The sequence below is a fragment of the Siphonobacter aquaeclarae genome (assembly GCF_900103285.1).
GTDB classification, from domain to species: Bacteria; Bacteroidota; Bacteroidia; order Cytophagales; family Spirosomataceae; genus Siphonobacter; species Siphonobacter aquaeclarae.
Genome location: NZ_FNGS01000001.1, coordinates 758,631 through 782,221, shown reverse-complemented (window position 1 = coordinate 782,221; position 23,591 = coordinate 758,631). Strand labels below are relative to the sequence as shown.

The 23,591-nt window shown below is 54.7% G+C and carries 15 protein-coding genes; 6 read left to right on the top strand and 9 right to left on the bottom strand.

What is annotated here, in order from left to right:
- Positions 1-20: 20 nt before the first annotated feature.
- A complete protein-coding gene (locus tag BLR09_RS02920) occupies positions 21-1,571 on the bottom strand; it encodes a RagB/SusD family nutrient uptake outer membrane protein (protein WP_093197463.1) in 1,551 nt (516 codons plus the stop codon).
- Between the two features lie 7 nt (positions 1,572-1,578).
- On the bottom strand, positions 1,579-4,656 hold the full coding sequence (locus BLR09_RS02915; protein WP_093197460.1) for a SusC/RagA family TonB-linked outer membrane protein: 3,078 nt from the start codon (positions 4,654-4,656) through the stop codon (positions 1,579-1,581).
- Between the two features lie 202 nt (positions 4,657-4,858).
- Between BLR09_RS02915 and BLR09_RS02910 the strand changes: the two genes are divergently transcribed.
- Together BLR09_RS02910 and BLR09_RS02905 are read left to right on the top strand one after the other, a co-directional pair.
- On the top strand, positions 4,859-5,743 hold the full coding sequence (locus BLR09_RS02910; RefSeq protein WP_093197457.1) for an AraC family transcriptional regulator: 885 nt from the start codon (positions 4,859-4,861) through the stop codon (positions 5,741-5,743).
- 31 nt (positions 5,744-5,774) lie between these two features.
- Positions 5,775-6,194: a VOC family protein gene (locus BLR09_RS02905; RefSeq protein WP_093197455.1), complete on the top strand. Its 420-nt coding sequence runs from the start codon at positions 5,775-5,777 to the stop codon at positions 6,192-6,194.
- Here BLR09_RS02905 and BLR09_RS02900 read toward each other — a convergent pair.
- A complete protein-coding gene (locus tag BLR09_RS02900; RefSeq protein WP_093197452.1) occupies positions 6,163-6,870 on the bottom strand; it encodes a LytR/AlgR family response regulator transcription factor in 708 nt (235 codons plus the stop codon). The genes BLR09_RS02905 and BLR09_RS02900 overlap by 32 nt on opposite strands.
- Positions 6,871-6,894: 24 nt before the next feature.
- Positions 6,895-7,032, bottom strand: a complete 138-nt coding sequence (locus tag BLR09_RS25645) for a hypothetical protein (RefSeq protein WP_218126580.1) — start codon at positions 7,030-7,032, stop codon at positions 6,895-6,897.
- Between BLR09_RS25645 and BLR09_RS02895 the strand changes: the two genes are divergently transcribed.
- The 3 genes from BLR09_RS02895 (at position 7,031) to BLR09_RS02885 (ending at position 11,711) form a co-directional block, all read left to right on the top strand.
- Positions 7,031-7,762, top strand: coding sequence for a carboxypeptidase-like regulatory domain-containing protein (locus BLR09_RS02895; RefSeq protein WP_176785427.1), 732 nt, complete (start codon positions 7,031-7,033; stop codon positions 7,760-7,762). The genes BLR09_RS25645 and BLR09_RS02895 overlap by 2 nt on opposite strands.
- A 142-nt stretch (positions 7,763-7,904) precedes the next feature.
- Positions 7,905-10,190 carry a GH92 family glycosyl hydrolase gene (locus BLR09_RS02890; RefSeq protein ID WP_093197450.1) on the top strand — a complete coding sequence of 762 codons (2,286 nt, stop codon included), beginning with the start codon at positions 7,905-7,907 and terminating at the stop codon, positions 10,188-10,190.
- 102 nt (positions 10,191-10,292) lie between these two features.
- Entirely contained in the window at positions 10,293-11,711 is a 1,419-nt protein-coding gene (locus BLR09_RS02885; protein WP_093197447.1) for an arylsulfatase, read from the top strand.
- A 72-nt stretch (positions 11,712-11,783) separates the two neighbouring features.
- Here the strand turns inward: BLR09_RS02885 and BLR09_RS02880 are convergent, their stop codons facing one another.
- The gene (locus tag BLR09_RS02880) at positions 11,784-12,653 is read right to left on the bottom strand and encodes a DUF72 domain-containing protein (protein ID WP_093197445.1); all 870 of its coding nucleotides are present in this window, start codon (positions 12,651-12,653) and stop codon (positions 11,784-11,786) included.
- 207 nt (positions 12,654-12,860) lie between these two features.
- On the opposite strand from BLR09_RS02880, the gene BLR09_RS02875 reads away from it, so the two are divergent.
- Entirely contained in the window at positions 12,861-15,218 is a 2,358-nt protein-coding gene (locus BLR09_RS02875; protein ID WP_245689859.1) for a DUF7133 domain-containing protein, read from the top strand.
- A gap of 62 nt (positions 15,219-15,280) precedes the next feature.
- Here the strand turns inward: BLR09_RS02875 and BLR09_RS02870 are convergent, their stop codons facing one another.
- The 4 genes from BLR09_RS02870 to BLR09_RS02855 form a co-directional block, all read right to left on the bottom strand.
- Positions 15,281-20,554 (bottom strand): GEVED domain-containing protein, encoded by a 5,274-nt coding sequence (locus tag BLR09_RS02870; protein ID WP_176785426.1) that lies wholly within the window; start codon positions 20,552-20,554, stop codon positions 15,281-15,283.
- A gap of 237 nt (positions 20,555-20,791) precedes the next feature.
- Complete coding sequence (locus BLR09_RS02865) at positions 20,792-21,376, bottom strand: metallophosphoesterase family protein (protein WP_176785425.1); 585 nt, start codon at positions 21,374-21,376, stop codon at positions 20,792-20,794.
- 51 nt (positions 21,377-21,427) lie between these two features.
- The gene (locus tag BLR09_RS02860; RefSeq protein ID WP_093197851.1) at positions 21,428-21,931 is read right to left on the bottom strand and encodes a DUF421 domain-containing protein; all 504 of its coding nucleotides are present in this window, start codon (positions 21,929-21,931) and stop codon (positions 21,428-21,430) included.
- A gap of 193 nt (positions 21,932-22,124) precedes the next feature.
- Positions 22,125-23,549 carry an APC family permease gene (locus tag BLR09_RS02855; RefSeq protein ID WP_093197436.1) on the bottom strand — a complete coding sequence of 475 codons (1,425 nt, stop codon included), beginning with the start codon at positions 23,547-23,549 and terminating at the stop codon, positions 22,125-22,127.
- Between the last annotated feature and the right edge of the window lie 42 nt (positions 23,550-23,591).

Here is a 23,591-nt window from a genome sequence, read left to right as displayed (position 1 = left end):
TGCGAAAAAATTATGGTTGGTTAATACCCTGTATTCTGTACTAACTTGGTATTCAGCTGCATTTCCCGGAACGGAATGGCATAGACCAGGCGGTTGTTAGTGACGGTATAGGAAGTCGGCAACAGGTAGCCGTACTTTTCTTTCTGAACTTTCCCGAAGGCGGTCATGACGGCGATGGCCTTGTCCTGGCGGACGAGGTCCAGCCAGCGGTAGTTTTCAAAGGCCAGCTCAACGCGGCGTTCTTTGTCGATCGCCGCCCGGACGTCGGCCTGTGCCGTAACGGTGACGTCTTTCAGACCTGCCCGCTTCCGGACCTGGTTGAGGTAGGGCAAAGCCTGGGCAGACGCGCCGGTCTCATTCAGGGCTTCCGCCAGCAGGAGCAGGGCGTGCGGGTAGCGGAATACCGGCCAGTTTTCCGGGGCATTGTACTCCGTCCGCGTCGGGAGGGTATACGGCGGGTGGTAGTACTTCCGGATGAAGCGGCGGGCGATCACGCTGGCCGGGAGCTTGGCGTTGATACTCACGATGCTGTCGGGCAGGAAGTCGGTGTTGGAGTTATAATGCCCCGCCACCACGCCGATACTGGGTTCCAGGCGCTTGTCTCCGGGTTCATACTGGCTCAGCAGGTCGTCGGTCGGGATATTCCAGCCGCCGATGGAGTTGTTGTAATTGACGCCGAGCATGTTCTGGGACGACGGCGATACCGGCAGAAAGCGGTAGATAAAGGCGCTGGACTGCCCGTCATTCGCGCCGGTCCGGTACTGCACTTCGAAGATGGATTCGGCGTTGTTTTTCTTCGTCGGATCGAAGACGTCCCTGTAGTTGTCGAGCAGGGTATACCCCATCGTCGTCACACTCTGAAGCAGCGGAATGGCTTTCGCATAATCCTTCCGGGTGATGTACACCAGCGCCAGTTCGGTGGCGACCATCCCTTTTGTTACGCGGCCCGAAGCCGGAAATTTTGCCGGAGCGGAAAGCAGTGCCAACGCATCCGTAAAGTCCTGAATGATCTGGGTATACACGCTGTCGACACCCGAACGGGCCAGGTACGCATTCCGGCTGTCTTTCACCTCATGAAGATGAAGAGGTACCGCGCCATAGTGACGGACGAGGTCGAAGTAATAGTGCGCCCGCAGGGCCTTTGCTTCTCCCGAAATCTGCTTCTTGTCGGCGTCCGCCATGACAAATGTGATACCGGCGAGGCGGTCCAGGATGACATTCGTCCGGGAAATCCCGTTGTACGCGGCCTGGTACCGGGTCGCGATGACGCCGTTCTGGGCGTCGTCGAGGAAGTCGGCGAGCTGCTCGTAGCCGAGCCCGCCGCGGTCTTTGGCGTTGTATTCATAATGCGTGTTGTCGGAACGCATTTCGTCCATGTAAAACGCAATGTTTGCGATGTCACGGAGGGGCACATACGCACCGTTGACGGCCTGCTGGAAGTCCAGCGTAGTCTTGTAAAAGTTCTGCTCGTTGATCTGGCCTTCGGGGTACAGTTCGAGGAAATTCTCCTTGCAGGAAGTCAGGAACAGCAGGCACCCGGCCACGAGGTATAGAAAGGAATACGTTTTCATAGCTCGACTAGAAATTGATGTTGGTACCGATGAGGAATGTGCGCGGAACGGGGTAGGAGCCGTTGTCAAGCCCGGCCGTTGTCTGGCTGTCGCGGGTATCGTTGACTTCCGGGTTCTGGCCCGGGTACCGGGTAAACACGAATGCCTGTTGTACACTGGCGTAAATCCGGGCCGACTTGGCATACTTCAACCGGCTCAGATCCAGGGTATACCCGACGGTGATGTTCTTCACCGTGAGGTAGTCTCCCGAGAAAATCCAGTTCGAATTCGCCAGGCGGTACAGCTCCGTCGTATTGGCGAGCGTCCGGGGTACCTTGCCGTTTCCGGGGTTTTGCTCGGAGCGCCAGCGACCGGCCATGTCCCGTGTCATGTTGAAAATCCCGTCGAGGTTCTGGAGGTTCTGGTTGTTGATGTTCATGATCTTGTTACCAGCCTGTCCGGCCATGACGACGCTCAGGTCGAACTTCTTGTACTTGAAGTCGTTTGTCATCCCGAAAATCACACGGGGATTCGGGTTGCCGAGGTACGTCTTGTCGTTGGCATTGATGACGCCGTCGCCGTTGATGTCCTTCATGCGGGCCGAGCCGACCGCCGAGGTCGCTTCCTTCGGCTGGCTGTTGTACTCGGCCTGGGTCATGTAGATGCCGTCGAAGACATACCCCCAGAGCTCGCCGATGCGGCGACCGACCGTCGTGCGGTTGTAATCGTTGTACTTGCCTGTTCCGCCGATCGGGGTATTGTCCTGGAGCCGGACGACTTTGTTGTCGTTCAGGGCGACGTTGAAGTTTGTATTCCACGTCAGCGCGCCGGTCAGGTTTTTCGTACCGATCTGAAACTCATGCCCCCACATCCGGAAGGTACCGACGTTGTAGGCGATCGATGAGTAGCCCGACGCGTACGGAATGTTGATCCGGTAGAGCATGTTCTCGGTATTCTTCCGGTAGTAGTCGTAACTGAAGGTGATGCGGTTGTTGGCAAACGAGGTCTCTACTCCGAAGTCAACCTGCTTGGACGTTTCCCAGGTCAGGTTCGGGTTTCCGAGTGAAGTAATCGAAAGCCCCTGGGCGAGGTTGCCGTCGAAGAAGTAGTTTGTCGCCCCGACGAGTGATACCTGCGTGTAATCCCCGATGTTGTTGTTCCCCGTCAACCCGTAGCTGCCCCGCAGTTTGAGGAAGGAGAAGGCGTTGGATTTCGGGAAAAAGGTTTCATCGCTCACTACCCAACCCGCTGATACCGACGGGAAATACCCCCAACGCTTGTTACTTCCGAAGCGGGAGGAGCCATCCCGGCGGATCGTCGCCGACAGGAAGTACTTACCGGCGAAATCATAGTTCAGACGACCGTACCAGGAAGCGATATCCCAGGCGTTGTTGTTCGTCGAACCGGAAGTAGTAGCTGCTCCCGAAATCCAGGGTACTGCGTCGTTCGGGAAGTTGGAGCCATTGATCGACCGGTAGTTACGGTTATACTTCTGTGCTGAGTACCCTGCCAGCAGGTCAAAGGAATGCTCGCCCTTCTTGAAGTTGTACATCAACATATTCTCGCTTAGCCAGGAGGTATAGTTGTACGAGCTATGCGCGGCCGAAGGAACCGATGGCGGCGGCGCACCGAATACCCCGTAGGTAGTCGGGTAGTAGGCGTTGTAGTCGGCGGTACCGAGGTCTACGTTGATGGTCGACTTGAAATGCAGGTTCTTCACCAGTTCCAGATCGAGGTACGCGTTCGACAGCAGGCGGAGCGTGTTCTGCTTGACGTTCATCGTCTTCAGCTGCTGGTAGAAGTTCGGCAGCGCATACATGCCGTAAGAGCTGGCTTTCAGGGGGTAAGTACCGTCGGGATTGACCGGCGAGATAAGTGGAGAGCTGATTTCCGCACCGACGAGCACCTGACGGTTGCCGTCGAGCGAGCCGCGGGTATTGTTGTCGACCTGGTACGTCGGTGAGAAACTGAAACCGAGCTTGAGCTTGTCGTTGGGCCGGTATTCGTTGTTGCTCCGGAGGGAGAAACGCTGCATGCCGTTGTTCAGCAACACCCCCTGCTGGTTGAAGTAGGTGACGCTCGTGCTGGAAGATACCTTGTCGGTACCCGTCGACACATTGAGCGAGTAATTCTGAATCGGTGCGTTGCGAAGCAGGGCGTTGTACCAGTCGGTACCCTTTCCGTATTGAGACGGATTCTTATAATCGTCCGGAATTTCTGCCAGACCGGTAGCCGGATTCACCCATTTCTCGTACTGTATTTTGTCCTGGTAAAAGCCGTTCATGAACTCGGCAAACTCCCGGGCATTCATCAGGTCGGGGCGGCCCCGCTGCGGAACCGACTGCGTGCCGTAATAGGCATTAAAGGTGATGTTCGTTTTGCCGGCTTTGGCCTGCTTGGTGGTAATGATGATGACGCCGTTGGCTGCGCGCGAGCCGTAAAGTGCTGTGGCAGAGGCATCTTTAAGTACGGAAAAACTCTCGATATCGTCAGGGTTAAGGAGGTTAAAATCGCCCATGATGGGTTGCCCGTCTACCACGACCAGCGGCTGGTTACCGGACCCGAGGGAGGCGGCACCCCGGATGCGGAAGGTCATTCCCTGGCCGGGGCGACCGGTTACCTGGCCGATCTGCACGCCGGCAACGCGGCCCTGCAGTTTCTGGCCGAATTCGGCCGCCGGAACGTCCTGCAGCTCCGACGCGCTGATGCGCTGAACAGACCCGGTGATGTCGCGCTGGCGCTGCATCCCGTAGCTGACGACGACCACCTGGTCGAGGTTTACCTGGGATTCCTGCAGGACGACTTCGATGCGCGTCTGGTTTCCGACCTGGATTTCCTGCGTCTGATAACCGATGCGGCTGAAAACCAGCAGTGCGGTTTTCTCGGCGGGAATCGTGAAATTACCGTTCCCATCCGTTTGGGTACCCCGGTTGGTACCTTTCACCAGAACGCTGGTTCCGGCGGCAGGCTCTCCGCTGCCGGAGAGGGTGACCCGGCCGGAGACGGTGACCTGCTGTCCGAACGCCGTCAGACAGCCAAGAAAATAGCATAACAAGAGGAGCAACCGGGCACGCGGACCGGCTTCCGGGGGACAGAATAGCCTCATAGGAAAAAGGATTCAGTGGTTGTTGAGTGGATTCTGAGTATATCGTTTATATGCCAGCGGGGGATGGCTGAAGGCAGGCTTTGTCGACGATTCAAAGGTCTCTAAACAGGACAGTACAGTACATCCATAAATTGAGATACAATATGCATTTTTTGAGATGTGGTATTAATTTCCGGGCATCGTTTCATCAAAACAGACCACCATGCTGAACTATTTCAAATACCTTCCGGTCGGCCAGGAGGACGAAAGCTGGGGACTGGAGGTCCTCACGGCCGGATACGCCCGTATACGGCCGAACGAGGAATATCCCTCCCGGGAACACCCCGGGCACCATTATTTCAACTGGGAGAAAGGGCGGGTACTCAATGATTGTTACGCCGTGTACATCACCAGTGGCAACGGATATTTTCAATCCCGGCAATGCGATCCGATCGAAATCGAAGAAGGAACGGTGATGATGCTCTACCCCGGCGAGTGGCACCGGTACAAGCCGGAGCAGTCGACCGGATGGGACGAATACTGGGTCGGATTCAACGGCATCATCATGAAAGACCTCATGAGCCGGCATTTCTTCCACCCGTCCGACCCCTTGCTGAAAATCGGTATACAGGATAACCTGCTTCAGATTTTCCGGGATATCATCGACTCGGTCAAAAGCGAGAAACCCGGCTACCAGGCGCAGGCCTGCGGCGCGGTGATGTATCTCCTCGGATCCATTCACGCATCGATCCGCCGGAAAAACAACGTCTCCTCCGACAACACCGAAGTCCTCATCGGACGCGCCCGCATGCTGATGCTCGTCGGAATGGAGCGGTCGGTAACGCCGGAGCAGATCGCCGACGAACTCAACGTGAGCTATTCCTGGTTCCGGAAAACGTTCAAGTCGGTCACGGGGCTTGCTCCTGGTCAGTACATTCTCCAGCTCAAGATCGAACGGGCTATTCAGTTACTGGCCGATCCCGCAAAATCCGTCAAGGAAGTAGCGTATGAGCTGAATTTTGAGTCCGCTTTTTATTTTTCCGCCCTCTTCAAGAAGAAGCTGGGCGTTTCGCCGGAGCAGTACCGCGCCCGGTTTTTGCGAGCCTGATTGCCGCGCACGACACCGTTTTTTTACAGCCATGAAAGATATTTCCGTTACAGGTATCCTGGAATCCGCTCTCTATGTCCGGGATTTAACTGCTTCTCTCGCCTTTTACCGCCAGCTTTTCGGGTTTGAAGTACTTTTCGGAGACGATCGTCTTCAGGCGCTTTCCGTAGCCGGTCGCCAGGTATTGCTGCTGTTCCGTCAGGGAGCTTCGCTGAAGGAAACACCCCTGCCGGGCGGGTTTATTCCGCCGCACGACGGGCAGGGTCCCGTTCACCTGGCTTTTTCGATTCCCCCAAACGAACTGGAAGATTGGGTAGCCCGACTGGCCGCGCTGGATATTCCGCTGCTGAGCCGGGTGACGTTCAACGACGGCGAAAGCCTCTATTTCCGGGATCCCGACGACCACCTGCTGGAACTGGCTACGCCGGGTATCTGGAAGGGACTGCGCTGATCCGCGTCCGCAGTGTTCGCTCGACATCGTGTTTGTACAGCTTGCCAATGGGAAGCTGTCGGCCCTGCACGTCTACATATGCCGCTGAAAACCCGCCGACTCGGGCTGACGAAACCAGGAAACTGCGGTGAATCCGGAGAAAATGACCGGGAGGCAGTCGCGCTTCTACCGACTGGAGGGTCTGCTTGGTAATGATCGGGCCGTCGTCCGTCATCACCCGTACGTAGTCTTTCAGGCTTTCAATAAACTGAATACGGGACGGAAGAACGCGTACCATCCGCCGATTGACGCGGAAATGCAGCGCCTCCTCGTATTCAGGCGCCGGAGAAGCCATCCCCAGCCGCGCCACAGCCCGCAGAAACCGTTCAAACGACAATGGTTTGAGAAGGTAGTCCAGCGCCCGGAGCTCAAATGCCTCCACGGCCGACTCCCGGCAGGTAGTTGTGAAAATGACCGCCGGCGGCTCCGGCAGGCTGCGGATCAGGTCCGTACCTGATAACAACGGCAGGTGTACGTCCAGAAAAACAACATCCGCCTGGTGTCGGCGCAGCCACTGGAAGGCTTCCAGCCCGTCGGAGCATTCGCCCGCGGCGGTGAGGAGCGGCGTCTGGCCGATGTATTGCCGGAGTGCCTCCCGGGCAGAGGGGTCAGCATCGATGATAAGACAGCTGTGCATAGATGGAATGGGGCGACAAATGGCTCAGGTCGGTCGACGGAAGACGTTCAAACCGCCTTTCCGGACGAGTAACATCCGGAACAGGGCGCCCGTCGGTTTTTCCGGCGCGGCAAATTCCGCTGCTTTTTCTTTGCGGCGAACTATTTCTTCAGCCGAAACCATGAGACGTTTTTTTGCTTTTTTCTTCCTGACGGGCCTGATGGCCTGCAGTAAATCCGGCGACGCGGGCGCTGACGGGCCGAAGCCGGGCGTCGTGACGGGGCACGTCGTTGACAGCTACGGCAAACCCCTCGCCAATGCCACGATCGTCGCCAGCCATACCGAGTTCTATAACAAGAATGTCATCGGCACGACTGACGCCAACGGGAATTACCGCCTCGAGCTGTCGGTCGGAACCTGGTACGTCCGCGGTTCTAAAAACATGACATTCGAAGGCAAGTCGTACCGGATGGATTTGTTTACAGAAAACGACGGACCGGTGTCGGCCTCGGAAGGCGCCGTCAAAAACCTGCGGCTGAAATTATCCGGCGACCGGACCGGGAATTTCGGAGATGAGGGATATTACGGGGGAACTGTAGAAATATTCGGAGGAAATGAATTTTACGACTACACCAATACCGAAATCACACTTGAACCTGTCGGTACCCTTATCGACGGAAGTACCGGTAAGAAAATCGTTTCCAAACTCCAGCAGGGGCTGTACGTCCAGGATGTGCCCATCGGAAAGTACCGGGTCACGGCGAAGTACCTGGCTGATAACTCCCCGCTCTTCGTCCGGGTACGGCTGACGGGTAATTATGACAACTCCGTCGTCGCCACTTTTGAAAACACCACTCCCGGGTCCAGCCGCCTTGGATATAAGATGAACATTCAGGTAGCGCAAACAAGGTAACGACTGCGCGGGTTGCTCCGGACCGGTTGCTCCAAACCTGGTCCGGAGCAACCTACCCCGAGAGAGCAGGAAAGCTGCGTCCGTCAAATCGGGCCGAATCGCCTATCTTTGGCCGGCCTCTTCGACAGTCAGCAACGAACACATGAAAAGATTCCTGTTTCTCCTTTGCGCCGTTACGGCGTTTTCTTCCCAGGCCCAGCAACACCTCGTTCCCTATGTCCGTCCGCTGATCGGGACCGAGAAAATGGGACATACCTATCCGGGCGCGACGGTTCCCTTCGGCGCGGTGCAGCTCAGTCCGGATACCGATACGCTTTCCTACGAACTCAACGGTCGCTACAACGGCGACGTTTACAAGTATTGCGCGGGGTATAAGTATGAAGACAAAACGATCGTCGGCTTCAGCCATACGCACTTCAGCGGTACCGGTCACTCGGACCTCGGCGATTTTCTGCTGATGCCGACGCAGGGGCCGCTGCAATTGACGCCCGGCGTAGCTTCCGATCCCCGTTCGGGCTTCCGGTCGGCCTTCTCCCACGCCAACGAAGTCGCCGAAGCCGGTTACTACAAGGTACGGCTGGACGATGATAACATCCAGGCCGAGCTGACCGCGACCGACCGCGTCGGGGTGCACCGGTATACCTTTGCCCAATCGGCGCCTGCGCACGTGATTCTGGACCTGATGTCCGGCATTTACAACTATGACGACAAAGTAGTCTGGACCTACGTCCGCGTCGTCAACGATACCCTGATCACGGGCTATCGCCAGACCAACGGCTGGGCCCGTACCCGGACCGAGTATTTCGCGCTATCCTTCTCGAAAAAATTTACGTCCTACGGTCAGCGGAACTTTGATAAGCCGCAGGTATACAAGGGTTTCTGGCGGAAATTCGACCAGAATCATAACTTCCCCGAAATCGCCGGGAAGCGTATCCGGATGCACTTCGATTTTGACGTGAAAAGCGGGGAAGCTGTCGTCGCCAAAATGGCCATATCGCCCGTCAGTCAGGAAAATGCCCTCGCCAACCTCAAAGCGGAAGTACCCGGCTGGAGCTTTGACGCGGTGAAAAAGCAGGCGCAGGACCGCTGGAATACCGAGCTGAACAAAATTCAGATCGAAGCGTCCGAAAACGATAAGATTAATTTTTACACCAGCCTCTACCATACCTTCATCAACCCGACGGTATACATGGATACCGATGGCCGGTACCGCGGGCTTGATCAGGAAATTCACCAGGCCAAAGGCTTCACCAATTACACGACGTTCTCGCTCTGGGATACGTACCGGGCGCTGCACCCGTTTTTCAACCTGATTCAGCCGGGACGGAATAACGACATGGTGGCTTCCATGATGAAGCATTTTGAGCAGAGTACGATGAAAATGCTGCCGGTCTGGTCGCACTATGCCAACGACAACTGGTGCATGAGCGGGTATCACAGCGTGTCGGTCGTAGCCGACGCGATCATCAAAGGCGTGTATACCGGCGATGCCAATCAGGCCCTGGAGGCGTGCATCACAACGTCTAACCGGCGGACGTACGAAGGTATCGGGCCGTATATCGACCTCGGGTATATTCCCGCTGAAAGCAACGGAACGTCCGTCTCCAATACCCTGGAATATGCCTACGACGACTGGTGCATCGCCCAGCTCGCGAAGAAGCTCAACCGGATGGACGTCTACGAAACCTACCTCAAACGTTCACAGAACTGGCGGAATGTCTTCGATACCTCCATTCGCTTCATGCGTCCGAAAAGCAGGGAGGGTGTTTTCAAGAAAGATTTTGATGTATACAGCACGCATGGTCAGGGTTTTATCGAAGGAAACTCCTGGAATTTCAGCTTCTTCGTCCCCCAGGACCCGGCGTCGCTGATGGCAGCAATGGGAGGCCCCAAAGCCTTTGGCGCCCGCCTCGACACCCTGTTTGCCATGCACTTGTCGGATCAGTTTTTTGCTGAAACAGAGGATATTACGAGGGAAGGTATCATCGGCGGATACATTCACGGCAACGAACCCGCACACCACGTCGCCTACCTCTATAACTGGGCCGGACAGCCCTGGAAAACCCAGCAGCGTATCCGGATGATCCTCAAGATGCAGTACAAACCTACGCCCGACGGCCTCGGCGGAAATGACGACTGCGGGCAGATGAGTGCCTGGTACCTCTTCTCTGCAATGGGCTTTTATCCGGTAGCGCCGGGGTCGGAGCAGTACTCCCTCGGCAGCCCGCTGGTCAAATCAGCCCGGTTGCAACTCGAAAACGGGAAGGTATTCAACGTAGAAACCGTGAATCAATCGGAGAAGAATGTATATGTCGAAAAGGTACTCCTTAACGGTAAGCCTCTCAATAGTCTCTTCCTTTCGCACAGCGATATTCTCAAAGGCGGAACAATCACTTTCCATATGTCGGCAAAGCCGGTAAAGAAGTAAGAATACCGAAAAAGAACGACACTATTCCCGAATTTGCCGCGGGAATAGTGTCGTTCTTTTTTGATTCACGTACATTGCCTACTAGTTAACTAGGATAATCACGTGAAGAAACTTTTCCTCCTTCTCGCCGCATTCTTGTCGGGGGAAACGGCCATCCAGGCTCAATCCCGGCCCAATGTTGTTTTCATACTGGCAGACGACCTCGGATACGGGGACGTCGGCTTCAACGGGCAGAAGCTCATTCGTACGCCCAACATCGACCGGCTCGCAAGGGAAGGCATGCGGTTTCCGCAGTTTTATGCCGGTACGTCGGTCTGTGCGCCATCCCGCTCATCGCTGCTGTCAGGGCAGCATACGGGTCATACCTTCATCCGCGGGAACAAGGGTGTTTCGCCGGAAGGCCAGCAACCCATCGCGGATTCGGTCGTGACCATCGCCGAGGTATTGAAGAAAGCCGGATATGTGACGGGTGCTTTCGGCAAATGGGGCCTCGGCCCGGTTGGATCGGAAGGCGACCCGAACCGCCAGGGATTTGACCGGTTTTACGGGTACAATTGCCAGAGCCTCGCGCACCGGTACTATCCGAACCATCTGTGGGAAAACGATAAACAGGTTTTTCTCACAGCCAATGAGAATCTCCGGCAAAACAAAGAATATGCGCCGGATCTGATTCAGAAACAGGCACTTGCCTTTCTCGACCAGCAAAAGAAAGACCAGCCCTTCTTCCTCTTTTTGCCCTACATCCTGCCGCATGCCGAGCTGGTTGTACCGGATGACAGCCTCTTCCAATATTACAAAGGCAAATTCCCGGAAAAGCCCTACAAAGGGGCTGATTACGGCCCGAACGCCACGGGCGGAGGCTATGCGTCACAGGCTTTGCCGCACGCCACGTTTGCGGCGATGGTCGCCCGTCTCGATCTCTATGTCGGGCAGGTGGTCGCCCGCCTGAAAGCCAACGGCCTGGACAAAAATACCCTGATCATTTTTACGAGCGACAACGGCCCGCACGTCGAAGGCGGCGCCGATCCGGCGTTTTTTCAGAGCAGTGGCGGCCTGCGCGGCGTGAAGCGGGATTTGTACGAGGGTGGTATCCGGGAGCCGTTTGTGGCGCATTGGGCGGGTGTGATCCGGCCGGGTAGCGTCAGTGCGTTTACCGGCGCTTTCTGGGATATTCTGCCCACGGTCGCGGAGCTGGCCGGAGCTAAAGCACCGGCGAGGGTCGACGGTATATCCATCGCTCCGACACTCACCGGAAAAGGAAAGCAAAAGCAGCACGACTACCTCTACTGGGAATTCCACGAGCAGGGCGGTCGCCAGGCCGTTCGCCAGGGAAACTGGAAGGCGGTGCGGTTGCAGGCCGCGGCTGCTCCGGGCGGCCCGGTTGAATTGTATGACTTGTCGAAAGACCCCTCTGAGAAAACCAATCTGGCAGCCGATTTTCCGGAAAGGGCGAAAGAACTGGCCGGGTTGATGGAGCGGTCGCACCGGCCGTCGGCGTTGTTTCCGTTCGGGAAAGAATAACAAAACAACCAAATAGAATGAGACCTGCCCTTCCGGACCGGTCTCATTCTTCGTTTTAAGCGATACCGGTCTCTATTTCACCGGATTATGCGGTACCTGCAGCTCCGTGCCCATTTCCTTGTTGAGCCGCTCGATGAGGTAGGCCGAGAGGAGGGGAGATGCTTCTTCGTGGTTTTGGTGGACGAAAAAGTAGATATGCTCGATACCCGCTTCCATCCAGTTTTTGAGGCGCTCAAACCAGTCGTCAAGGCGGGTATAATCCGAATCGACGTTCGCGCCGTTGTACCGGATGAAGGCCGTGGGGGTCGTCAGGCGCATGTGCAGCAGGTCACGCCGACCGGCGGAGTCGGTAATGATGTGCGAGATCTGGTTTTTCTCAAGTACGTCGTATAAATCGTCGCTGTTCCAGGTGCCGTCGTACCAGCCCTTGTGGCGAAGCTCCAGCGCCAGCGGAAAACCCTTCGGCCAGTCTTCGAGGTAGCTTTTGAGCGCGTCCCAGTTTTTCGGGCTGAAGTTATCCGGCAACTGAAGAAACAGCATGCCGAGTTTGTCTTTGAGGTGGGAAATGCCGTCGAGGTACACTTCTGTTGCTTCCTTCGCTTCTTTCAGGCGTTTCCAGTGGCTGATTCCCTGGTGCAGTTTTGGAAAAAACCGGAAGCCGGGGGTCGTTTTTTCGTACCAGCCTTCGATCGTCTCGATCGGAAAATTATTATAAAACGTAGCGTTAAGTTCAATACTGTTGAATTGGGAAGCATAGTAAGCCAGCTCATCTTTCGTACCGCGGGGGTAGAAACTTTTCAGGTCGGTCTTGTTCCACTTGGCACAACCGATGCAGATGTCTGTCTTCCCTCTGCTGCCCTTGAGAAGGGCGGTAGTCCCGGGGTGGTCGGGCGGGAGGGCAAAATCAATATCGTCGGGGTTTTCGACTTTTCCGAATTTCATAAAGGACAAGAGAAGGATGAAACAATGGTGAAAAGTTAGGAGGGAAATCGATTTCTCCGGGTATCGGAAAGGAAAACTTTTACCCTTTCAGACGGAACCTGAAGACGCTCAGACGCGATGCATGGATTGGGTACGTTACCGCTTATGTCGCAGCAAACAGGGGAAACGATCGTTTTTTCGGGGAAGACGCCAAATAAATGAGTCCTTTTGAAGGACGACGACGTATTTTTACCTGCTTATCCGTCTGTCGACAGAGACGGGCAGGCGGCGTCCCGCTCCGGTAGCGCACCGGGGCCGGCGATGGTACCACCTCTATACCTGTTTATCGTGCATTTGAGAATCGCTTTTCTTGGTTTGTTGCTGACCGCCCTATGGCAGTTTTTCCCGAAAACCGATGCGCGGGTCGCGGTACCCGCCAGTGATACTCCCTTTGTTCCGGCGTCGGAATCCATCCGTCATATGGCGGTGGAGGACGGCTTTGAAGTTCAGCTGGTGGCGGCGGAACCACTCGTTTCGGCGCCTGTCGCCCTCAGTTTCGACGGCAAAGGGCGCCTCTGGGTAGTGGAAATGAACGGGTATATGAACGATACCCTCGGAACCGGCGAAGAGCGCCCGTCCGGAAAAATCGTTATCCTCGAAGACTCGGACAAAGACGGCGTAGCCGATAAGCGGAAGGTATTTCTGGATTCCCTCGTCCTTCCCCGCGCGATTTGTTTTGTGGGAAAAGGCATTCTCGTGGCCGAGCCTCCTTCTCTCTGGTACTATGAAGTGGTGAACGATAAACCGGTGAAAAAGACGCTGGTAGACGGCGCCTATGCCAAAGGCGGAAACGTCGAACATCAGCCGAATGGCCTGTACAGGGCGCTGGATAACTGGATTTACAACGCCAAGTCCGACAAGCGGTACCGGTTTGTAAAGGGGAAATGGATCAGCGAGAAGACGCATTTCCGTGGACAGTGGGGTATTTCTCAGGACGACAACGGCCGTCTCTACTACAACCATAACTCCCAGAACGCGATCGGAGATTACTTCCTGCCGGGTTTCGGGTCGGAAAATACCCACCAGCGGAATCAGGTAGCCGGTTTCAATGTCAACGTTGTGGAAGACAACCGGGTGTATCCGGCCGGACCCACGCCGGGCGTTAACCGCGGCTACGCGAAGGGAACCCTCGACAACCAGCAGCGGCTCGTGCAATTTACCGCCGCCTGTGGACCGCTGGTATACCGCGGAGGACTCTTCGGAAAAGAATACGACCGGAATGTCTTTGTCGCGGAGCCTTCCGCCAATCTGATCAAGCGGAATGTCCTGACATTCAACGGATATGTGACAAGCGGGAAACAAGCCTATGCCGGAAAGGAATTCCTGACCAGTACCGACGAACGTTTCCGCCCCGTCAGCCTCTACGACGCGCCGGATGGCGCGCTATATGTCGTGGATATGTACCGCGGTATCATCCAGCACAAAACCTATCTCACCACTTACCTGAAGGGGCAGATTGCCAAACGGGGATTGACCCAGCCGCTTACGGCCGGCCGCATCTACCGGATTGTTCCGAAAGGAACGAAGCCTGTGGTTCAGCCTGTCACGGCAGATGTACGCTTCCTGGCCAGTACCAATGGCTGGGTCCGCGACTTTGCCCAGCAAAAACTCGTAGACGCCGGGAAACCTGTTGCGGCCCTGCGCCCCTTGCTGACAAGTACCAGCGAGCTTCAGCGCATTCACGCCTTCCGTACGCTGGAAGGTCTCGGACTATTGACGGTAACGGATATCACCAGCGCACTCAAAAGTCCGTCCTGGAGCTATCGCGAGCAGGCGCTCGGAGCAGTACCCTCTGTGCTGACGAAGGCTGCTGCGCCCGTGCTGGCAAAGGCGCTGGATGGGTTGCTGGTACGCCGGGATACGCTTTCCTATCCGTATATCGCGTTTCTGAGCGGAAAAATTGCCGTATTTGACGCGGCGGCTGCGGCCAAACTGCGGAGTAATGTCTTGAAGGCGGCGCCGCAAAACCGGTATGTGGCCGCGGCTGTTGTGAGTACGCTGGAGGACCGGGAAGAGAGTTTTCTGGATGAGCAGACCGATAGTACCGCCCTCATCATCCGAGACCTGAAAAGCGCTGTCCGCAATGCCCGCAGCGCACGTGGCAACCACGATCCGGCTGTATTGGCACGGCAGTACCCGAAAGGCGCGGCTCTGTTCAATACCATTTGCCAGACGTGTCATGGAAAGGATGGGAACGGGGTACAGTCGCTCGCTCCCCCGCTGAACAAATCGGAATGGGTGACGGGAGACAAAAACCACCTGATTTCCATCGTATTATTCGGATTGACGGGGCCGGTCAATGTCAACAACCACCTCTACAGCGCGCCGGAAATCGCCGGAGACATGCCCGGCATCGGATACGACCCATCGCTGTCGGACAAGGACATCGCCGAGCTGCTCTCCTACATCCGCCGGTCGTGGCAAAACAACGCCGACCGGATCTCTCCCGCCGAGGTAAGTCAGGTACGAAAGAACCTTGGAAAAAGAGATAAAGCCTTTACGATCAAGGAATTGACGGGACAATAAAAAAACGGAAGCAGGGCGGAGAGATCCGCCCTGCTTCCGTTTTACAGCGTCAGAAATAGTACCTACTCTTTCACAAACCGGAAGGTCAGTGTGGTATTGTCGACTTTCAACACCAGGAAGTAGAGACCGGGCTTCAGGTTCCGGACATCTTCTTCGAGTAGACCGTTGCGGAGTATTGCTTCCTGCTTTGCCATCGAACGTCCGGAGACGTCGAGCAGCTCCATTTCTGCTTTGCCTGAAATTTGCCGGTTAATCAGCACATGCAGCGGCTTTTGCCCGACCGGTGAAGGATACAGAACGCCGGTTAGTGCTTTGGCTTCTGCCGGGGCTGGCGCTGCTTCTCTGTAGGAGGAGACGGGGAGGCTGTAGGTGGTGGTACCGGCGGGCAAAACGAGTACAATAAAGTCGAACGTGCCACTCTGATCGTGGTAGTTACACGGCCCTGGATAAGCAAGCCAGCTATTCCAGTATCGCAGACGAAGACGGGTATAACCCGGATTAGCGGTAGCAGGAACGTTCACCGTCTTCAAATAACTCCTCACGACGGGATTGGTGCCGTCTGAATGGAATTCTCCTAAAGCAAACAGGTCTTCGTTACTACCATCCGAGAACGCCCCATCCCCGTTCCAATCCGCCCATGCGCGCATTTGAGAGAAGTTGGTTGCTTCATTGGCAGTGCCGTTTAGGCTAAAGGAGCTACCTGCAGTCACCGCCAGCACCTCGTTGTCATACAGCCGGTATCCTCTTTGCAGTTTCAGTTCGGAAGCTGAGTTTAAATTATGTAAGGCGCCGGATGTGGAAAGTGATGTGAGAGAAATCAAGGGTGCGTAGCTGGTGACGTTGGTTTCCGGCTTGCAGGTCGCACTTCCGGACGGCAGAACGAGCACGTCAAAATCAAACGTGCCACTCTGACTGCTTTGACCACATGCGCCCGGATAAGCTACCCAGCTGTTCCAGTATCGCAGGCGAAGGCGGGTATAGCCCGGCTTGGCGGTGGCGGGAGCATTAATGGTTTTCAGAAAGTCCAGCAACGGGGAATTATTACCGTCTGAATGGAAGTCACCCAGGACGAACAGCTCTTCATTTCCTCCATCGGTAAACGTACCATCCCCGTTCCAATCTATCCACGCACGTATTTGTGAGAATTTGGCCGCGTCGCCGGTAGTGCCGTGGAGGCTGAAGGAACTGCCGGCGTTCACCGTCAGCACGTCATTTTCATATTTCCGGTAGCCTCTTTTCAGTCTTAGTTCCGACGTTATGTTCAGATTATGTTTGGCACCTGAGGTGGAGAGCGATGTAAGGGAAATGAAAGGAGCATAGATAGTGGAGTCTGTTTCTGGTTTGCAGGCTGCAGCTCCAGAGGGCAGAATCTGCACGGTCACGTCGAATGTGGCGCTCTTGTCAAGGTAGTTACACGAGCCGGGGTAGGCTACCCAACTATTCCAAAACCGGAGACGGAGACGCGTATAGCCTGCTTTAGCTGTGGCTGGAACGTTGATCGATTTCAGGAAGTCCCGAATGGCAGTGCTGGTGCCGTCAGAATGATAAGTGCCAATCGAAAAGAGATCTTCTCCAACGCCGTCTTCAAATATTCCGTCGCCATTCCAGTCAATCCACGCGCGCATCTGTGCCCATTTGGTTTCTTCACTGGTTGTTGCATGAAGATCGAAGGTGCTTCCCGCGCTGATGGCCAGAATGTCGTTGTCATATAGTCGGTAGCCTCTTTGCGGTTTCAATTCTGAAGTCATCGTGAGATTGTGGGCGGCACCGGAAGTAGAGAGCGATGTAAGAAAGACATTTGGGGCGTAGGTTGTTTCATCGGTTTCAGGCTTGCAAACAATCGCTCCTGAACCCAGAATCAAAATCGGAAAGTCAAACAGACTGCTTTCACTGGCAGCGTTGCATGGTCCCGGATACGACGTCCAGCTATTCCAGTATCGAAGGCGAAGACGGGTGTAGCCTGATTTGGCTGTCGCCGGTACAGCGATTGTTTTCAGAAAGTCCTGAACGTCATAGTTATCGTCTTCTGCGTGGAACTTGCCCAGCGCAAAGAGATCTTCACCACCTCCGTCGTCGAATACGCCATCACCGTTCCAGTCTATCCAGGCCCGCATTTGCGCAAAACGGGTTGTTTCACTACCCGTGGTATGGAGGTTGAAGGTGCTTCCGGCATTGACAACGAGCACATCGTTTTCATATTGACGATAGCCCCTTACGGGTTTCAGTTCTGCTACTATATTCAGATTATGCGCAGCTCCGGAAGTTGACAGTGTTGTTGGGTAGACATTTGGTGCAAAACCGGCATTGTCGGTTTCCGGCTTGCAACTGACCGTCCCCTGTACATTGATAAGGAAATCAAACGTCGTTGTACCCGGCGCATCCCCGCAAGGGTCGGGAACTGAATACCAGGAGTTATGATTCCGGATCCGGGCACGTACGGTGCCCGGGCGGGTTGTCAGCGGGACGCTGACCGGCTGGTTGAAGTTGAGAACGGCAGGACCATTGTCGTTTGCATTCCGAATACCGAGTGTAAAAATCGACTCGGAACTTTCAAAAGAACCACTGCCGTCCCAATCGATCCACAACGAGATCTGGTTGAATCGGGTTCCGGGAGTAGCGGTTCCGGCTAGGCTGAAGGAGCTGCCGGGAGTTACGGTAACGGCATCGTCCCGGTAAACCTGATAGGCGTTTACTGGTGTCAGCGACGCGGCTGGAACCATAATATTACGTGAGGCACCGCTTGTTGAGAGCGATGTCAAGTATCGATCCTGATCATGGCCATCGCTACCTGCCAGACAGTAGGCGCCACCCTCTGGAGTTTCAACCTTAACGACGAAATCAAAGGTGGTACTCTTCGCCGCGTTCCCGCAAGAACCGGGATACGATTCCCATGCATCGAAATACCGGATGCGAATCCGGGTCGGACCGAGCTTAACAGTAGCCGGGACAAAAACGGACTGGCTGAAATTCCGAATCGCGGCGTTGTGAGCGGCCGAATCGACCGCTGCCGGCGCGTGTTTTCCGAGATCAAAAAGAATTTCTGATGCATCGTCGGCAAAGATGCCGTCGCCGTTCCAGTCGGCCCAGGCCCTGACTTGAGACGCCTTGGCCTGGTCGGAAGAGGTTCCGATCAAATCGAAGGTGGTTCCCGGAGAAACCGAAAGATAATCGGCAGTATATTGCCGGTAACCGTTCTGAGGAAGTAAGGGTGCTGCAATGTTTAAATTGTGGGGAGCATTCTGAGTTCTGAGAGTAGTGGGATACCGAGTATCAGCCGTGCCGTCGCCGGAGGCAGTACAGTAAGCGGGAGTGGCCGGAGAATGAGCCGTCGTTGTATCCACATAAACCGGAAAATCAAACGTCGTATTCTGAATCTGATATCCGCAAGGTCCCGGGTTATTCTCCCATGCCCCGCAAAAACGAATGCGCATGACCGTATTGCCGACCTTCGCGTTGGCAGGTATATTGATCGACCGGGCGAAATTCTCAAGAAGAGCACCGTTGTCGACCGTTGGATTGGAATCCCCAACGACAAAAGCCATCTCGGTCTGATTGTCGGAGAATATGCCGTCTCCATTCCAGTCTACCCAAGCACGGATAAGCGAATATTTGCTGTCGTTGGTAGTGACGGCATTCAGCTTAAAACTCGACCCTTGTTTCCCCCGAATAGTCTGATCCGCGATTGCGTAGGCATTGGTGGGTTTCAACGGAGTAGTCAGGTCTATGTTTTGCATGGCCCCCTCTGACCAAAGTTTGGTAAAGTAACGTTCCTGGCCTCCAGCGTCACTCGTCGGAACACAGTATCGTGCTGTTGTGTTGTAAGAGAAAGTATGAGAAACGTTAATGACCTTCTTGTCTGTCGTCGTCACATACTTCAGGTTGCTCCGGTTAGCGAAGCGGATGCAAAATGCGGTATCGCCAGCCACATCCGGGCTGAGCGGGAGAATTCCAAAGCCGATCTTATAGCTGCCGGCTGCCAGGCTGGCGGGCAGGGGAATCGCCCCCTGCAGATAGTGTTGCATGCGGGAGGTCGGACTGTCCCCCGGGCGGAAGGGATGCCAGTCGGCCGGATTGGCGTCCAGAGGTGCTTCCGCCAATTTCTCGCCGGCGTCATTGAGGAGATAAGCGACAACTTTGTAGCGGTTGTATATCCTGGAAAATCCATAGTTCCGGAAAGGAATGCTGAACGAAACCTTTCCGGCTGCAGATTGAATTACATCCTTGTCATAATCAAAGTAAAGGTTATACCCGAAGTGATCGCGGACAAACTGAAACATCGTCCTTGGAACGGTAATACCATTATCTTTGAAATACTCGGGGTGGAAGGGTATTCCAATGGTATTCAGCGAATCCGCAGTGAGGTTGTAGGTAGTCCAGCGACGGATATTGAGCGGAGTATTTTGCGAAATATCTAGTGAGGTATAGTGATGATCCCGCAAGGTTACGAGAGCCTTCGATACGCTTATCGTGTCGTTGAAGTTCCACGCATTGCCAGGACCGTCGAAAGGCATTTCCCCTCCGACAGGTACAAATGGAGAACATTTCTGAGCGGCTATGTAATATTGATTAACATAGTCATTTCCCGGAGCAAATTGATAGGCGCCTGCAGTAAAACCGTCGTTGTGCAAGCCGATGCGTTGCATCAGACCGTCCTCGAAAGCAAATAATTCCCGCCAGTAGGGGATGCGCACCTGAACGGTGCCACCGACTGGAACAATATCAAGCATTTTCCGGATCATAACACGCATGGAATCCGGGGAGTCGAGCAGGTCATAGAGTTTAGTGCCGTTGATATCTTTTCGCTCCGTATCGTGCCATTCCCCCCATGCGCCAAGCATTCCGGCCTGCCAAGTATGAATGACACCGGCATTTTTCTGGATGATTGGTGCAAGTTGGTCCAGATGTCGGTTAATGTCGGTATACCGGGCATTGACAAGTCCTGCCTGGTAATCATAAGCGAAGCGCAGTATCATCTTTACTCCTCGTGAACGGTGGGCCTGGAAGAGATTATCAATGGTTGCTAATGCCTGGTCAGAAATTCGCTTGCCAACGAAGTTCGTCAGGTAGATATAGCTTTGAGACAGGGTTAAGTGTTGCGATTCGCCCAAGTGTTTCTTAACATAGTTTTCGCATGACTCAGTAAGTTGAGCCATATTGAAACTCACATTAAGATCGCTCGGATCTTTTAGACTGCCATCCGGATTGACGATCGCCGAAATCGATTCCAAATGCCACCCCCTGTCCGGGTTCTTCAACGGCGTAAGCGGCCTCTGCGCCCACGCCGATCCGCTCAGCAGGAGCAACAGCCCCGCAGCAAAAAATAAAGGTGATTTCATCTGAGATTTGTTAACAGGTTGGCAAAAAGAAGGGAAAAGCATCTTTCCGGACGGTATCCGGAATCGATTTCAGGTAAGAAAACCGGGCATAAAGTAACGTGTTAAGGTTGGGATTGAATCAAAATACTAAGTAATAACATTTATTTAACTGCCACAATTTTTCAAAAGATAAGAATGTCTGAAAACAAAAAAAGCTGCCTCCGTTGAGAGACAGCCCTGAATACAGTGCCGGATCAGTTACTCCTTCAATCCACCTCCAAACGTATACCCTACCTTGATGGTGAAGTACGAATTCTTGCCGACCAGCTTATCGCCCGTTGTGGTGCTTTTGTCTGTTACACTGGGAATGAAATTATACGCCAGCTCGGCCGACCACTGCTCGATTTTCAGACCGGTCCGAAGGAGCAATCCCGTACGGGTCGCGGTTTTCAGCGTGTAGGGCTGCCCGTTGATGGTCTTCTGGCTACTGCCAAAGCGGTACAGACCCACGCCCGTACCGGCGTACAGCTTCACGGTCGTCGCCAGCCGGATGTTGTAGTTCAGCGTTGCCATACCCGAAAGGGCTGATTTGGCTTCGCTGTCATAAGCCAGGCCATTCAGGACCTCCGGCCGGTTGATGAAGGCCTGCTCCAGCCGCAGCCCGATGTCGAAAAAATTACTGACACCGTATTGCGGCTCGGCGCTGTAGACAAAGCCGGACTTGCCGCCTTTGTTCCAGGGCCGGGCATAACCGCCGGCTACCGTCAGTTTCCAGGGCTTGTAGTCCTGCGCGTAAGAAGAAAATCCTGCCAGTACCAGCAGGGAAACCAATACCTTTTTCATCATTTTTCGGGGTTAGGTGCTCAAGATAAACCGAAGGAGCCCAAAAAGGTTTTACTTCCCTGACGTTTTTTCACGGATGACCACGCTGATGTTTCCGCTGCTTTCGAGGTAGCAGGCCTTGACTTTACGGGGGTCGTCCACCCCGTTTTCCCGGAGAAGACCCTCCAGCTCTTCCAGCGAAAGCAATTCTTTTTGAAGGTTCCTGTTCAGTATTTTACCGTTCCGGATAAGCATAACGGCCTTTGGAACCATCCTTTTCCGAAACCAGAGACTGTGATACCCCATGTAATCGATGGCATAATCCCAGAAAAACAGGGTAACAACGAGCGCCAGCCCTTCGGTGATTGACTTGTAGTCGCCCGCCATGCCGTTCTGTGCCGCGTCGGCGATGAGGGTAATCAGCAGTACGTCGCTGATCGTGAGCTGCCCCGTACCCCTCCGGAAGAGGCGGAAAAGCAGAAAAATCGCCCAGTAGGTAATGCTTCCGCGAAGCAGAATTTCCGGGAGGGAAGTTGAAGGCAACCAGAATGCCTCCCAATCGATGGTCAGTATCATGGTTTGTTTTTTCCTCCTTTCTGAAAAAGAATATTCCACAAAAAAAGATGCCCTCAGAGAAGGCATCTTTTCGGAAGACGGGAACATACCGTCTGTTGATTTCCACATTAAAAATAGTGTGAGAGCGCAACAAAGGTATTAATAAATGCAACAACGTTGCATTTATTAATACTATTTATTTTAAGGCTGATAATCAGTCGGGTACCGTAGCTTCCTTTCTCCGGCTGAGGTAATAAACCGGTATGCCGAGGAGTATCAGTCCCAATCCGGGCAGGGTATATTCGGTTTCGAAGAGCAGCAGCAGTAACGCCAGGAACGACGCCACGACGACATAAATGGCGGGGAGAAACGGGTACCCGAACGCCTTGTACGGGCGGGGAAGGTGCGGCTGCCGAACACGAAGCACATAAATACCGATGATCGTCAGAATATAGAAAATCAATACCCCGAAAATAACCAGGGCCAGCAGCTTGTTGTACCCGCCGGAAAGGCATAGTACCGATGCCCAGATGCATTGGTACCAAAGGCTGTTCTGCGGCACGCCGAAACGGTTGAGTTCACCGGCTTTCCGAAAGAAGAGACCGTCTGCCGCCATGGTGTAGTACACCCGTGCTCCCGACAAAATCAGGCCGTTGTTACACCCGAAGGTCGAGATCATGATCATCACCGCAATAGCCAGGGTACCGGCAGAGCCGAAAATGGCGTCGGCGGCGACGATCCCGACCCGGTCGTTGGGCGCGAAAGCAATGTCTTTCAGCGGAACGACCGCCAGGTACATCACATTCGTCAGCACATACAGGATAGTTACGATGACCGTTCCCAGAAACAGGCTCAGCCCGATGTTGCGCTGCGGGTTCCGGACTTCCCCGGCGATGAAGGTAATGGAATGCCAGGAATCGCTGGAAAACAGCGTCCCCTTCATCGAAATGGCAATCGCACCGAAAAACGCCAGGCCCGTGAGCGCGGTCGATGTCAGCTGATCCCCGTCCAGCGTCAGTGCCGATAACGTCCAGGCGTCCTGCCAGTTGGCGTCCCAGACAGCCGAATCCGCGCCGTAAAAAAGTCCGGCAAGCGTCAGACCAAGCAGGGAGAGTATTTTAACCGACGTCAGCACCGTCTGGATCACGACGCCGTTTCGTACCCCCCGCGAGTTGATATACGTCAGCAAAACAATCGAAGCGATGGCCAGCAGCTGCGCGGCTGTTACCTGAAAGAGCCCGGCATCCAGCAATACCACCTTTTCGCCGACTTGCGGCAGGAGGTAAGCCGTGAATTTGGAGAAAGCAACGCCAACCGCGGCGATCGTACCGGTCTGGATAACGGTAAAAAACGTCCAGCCATACAAAAAAGCTGGCAGCGGCCCGTAGGCTTCCCGGAGGTACACATACTGTCCGCCGGCCCGGGGATACATTGCCGCCAGCTCTCCGTAGCTCACAGCAGCAATAATCGTCACCAGACCTGCCAATACCCACATACCCAGCATGTAGCCTGCTCCGCCGACACTCCGCGTGATTTCGGCACTGACAATAAAAATACCGGACCCAATCATGGATCCGGCAACAATCATGGTAGCATCAAAAAGGGTCAGTCTGGGTTTGAATTCCGACGGTGTTGCCATTCGTTTGAGACAAAGTGTAGGTTCACAAGATACGGAAATCGC

What these genes read in the sequence shown, in the direction of transcription:
- BLR09_RS02865 (WP_176785425.1), bottom strand. Translation starts at nt 21,376, where the DNA reads ATGAAAAAGGTATTGGTTTCCCTGCTGGTACTGGCAGGATTTTCTTCT.
- BLR09_RS02890 (WP_093197450.1), top strand. Translation starts at nt 7,905, where the DNA reads ATGAAAAGATTCCTGTTTCTCCTTTGCGCCGTTACGGCGTTTTCTTCC.
- BLR09_RS02895 (WP_176785427.1), top strand. Translation starts at nt 7,031, where the DNA reads ATGAGACGTTTTTTTGCTTTTTTCTTCCTGACGGGCCTGATGGCCTGC.
- BLR09_RS02880 (WP_093197445.1), bottom strand. Translation starts at nt 12,653, where the DNA reads ATGAAATTCGGAAAAGTCGAAAACCCCGACGATATTGATTTTGCCCTC.
- BLR09_RS02915 (WP_093197460.1), bottom strand. Translation starts at nt 4,656, where the DNA reads ATGAGGCTATTCTGTCCCCCGGAAGCCGGTCCGCGTGCCCGGTTGCTC.
- BLR09_RS02905 (WP_093197455.1), top strand. Translation starts at nt 5,775, where the DNA reads ATGAAAGATATTTCCGTTACAGGTATCCTGGAATCCGCTCTCTATGTC.
- BLR09_RS02900 (WP_093197452.1), bottom strand. Translation starts at nt 6,870, where the DNA reads ATGCACAGCTGTCTTATCATCGATGCTGACCCCTCTGCCCGGGAGGCA.
- BLR09_RS25645 (WP_218126580.1), bottom strand. Translation starts at nt 7,032, where the DNA reads ATGGTTTCGGCTGAAGAAATAGTTCGCCGCAAAGAAAAAGCAGCGGAA.
- BLR09_RS02910 (WP_093197457.1), top strand. Translation starts at nt 4,859, where the DNA reads ATGCTGAACTATTTCAAATACCTTCCGGTCGGCCAGGAGGACGAAAGC.
- BLR09_RS02860 (WP_093197851.1), bottom strand. Translation starts at nt 21,931, where the DNA reads ATGATACTGACCATCGATTGGGAGGCATTCTGGTTGCCTTCAACTTCC.
- BLR09_RS02870 (WP_176785426.1), bottom strand. Translation starts at nt 20,554, where the DNA reads ATGAAATCACCTTTATTTTTTGCTGCGGGGCTGTTGCTCCTGCTGAGC.
- BLR09_RS02920 (WP_093197463.1), bottom strand. Translation starts at nt 1,571, where the DNA reads ATGAAAACGTATTCCTTTCTATACCTCGTGGCCGGGTGCCTGCTGTTC.
- BLR09_RS02855 (WP_093197436.1), bottom strand. Translation starts at nt 23,549, where the DNA reads ATGGCAACACCGTCGGAATTCAAACCCAGACTGACCCTTTTTGATGCT.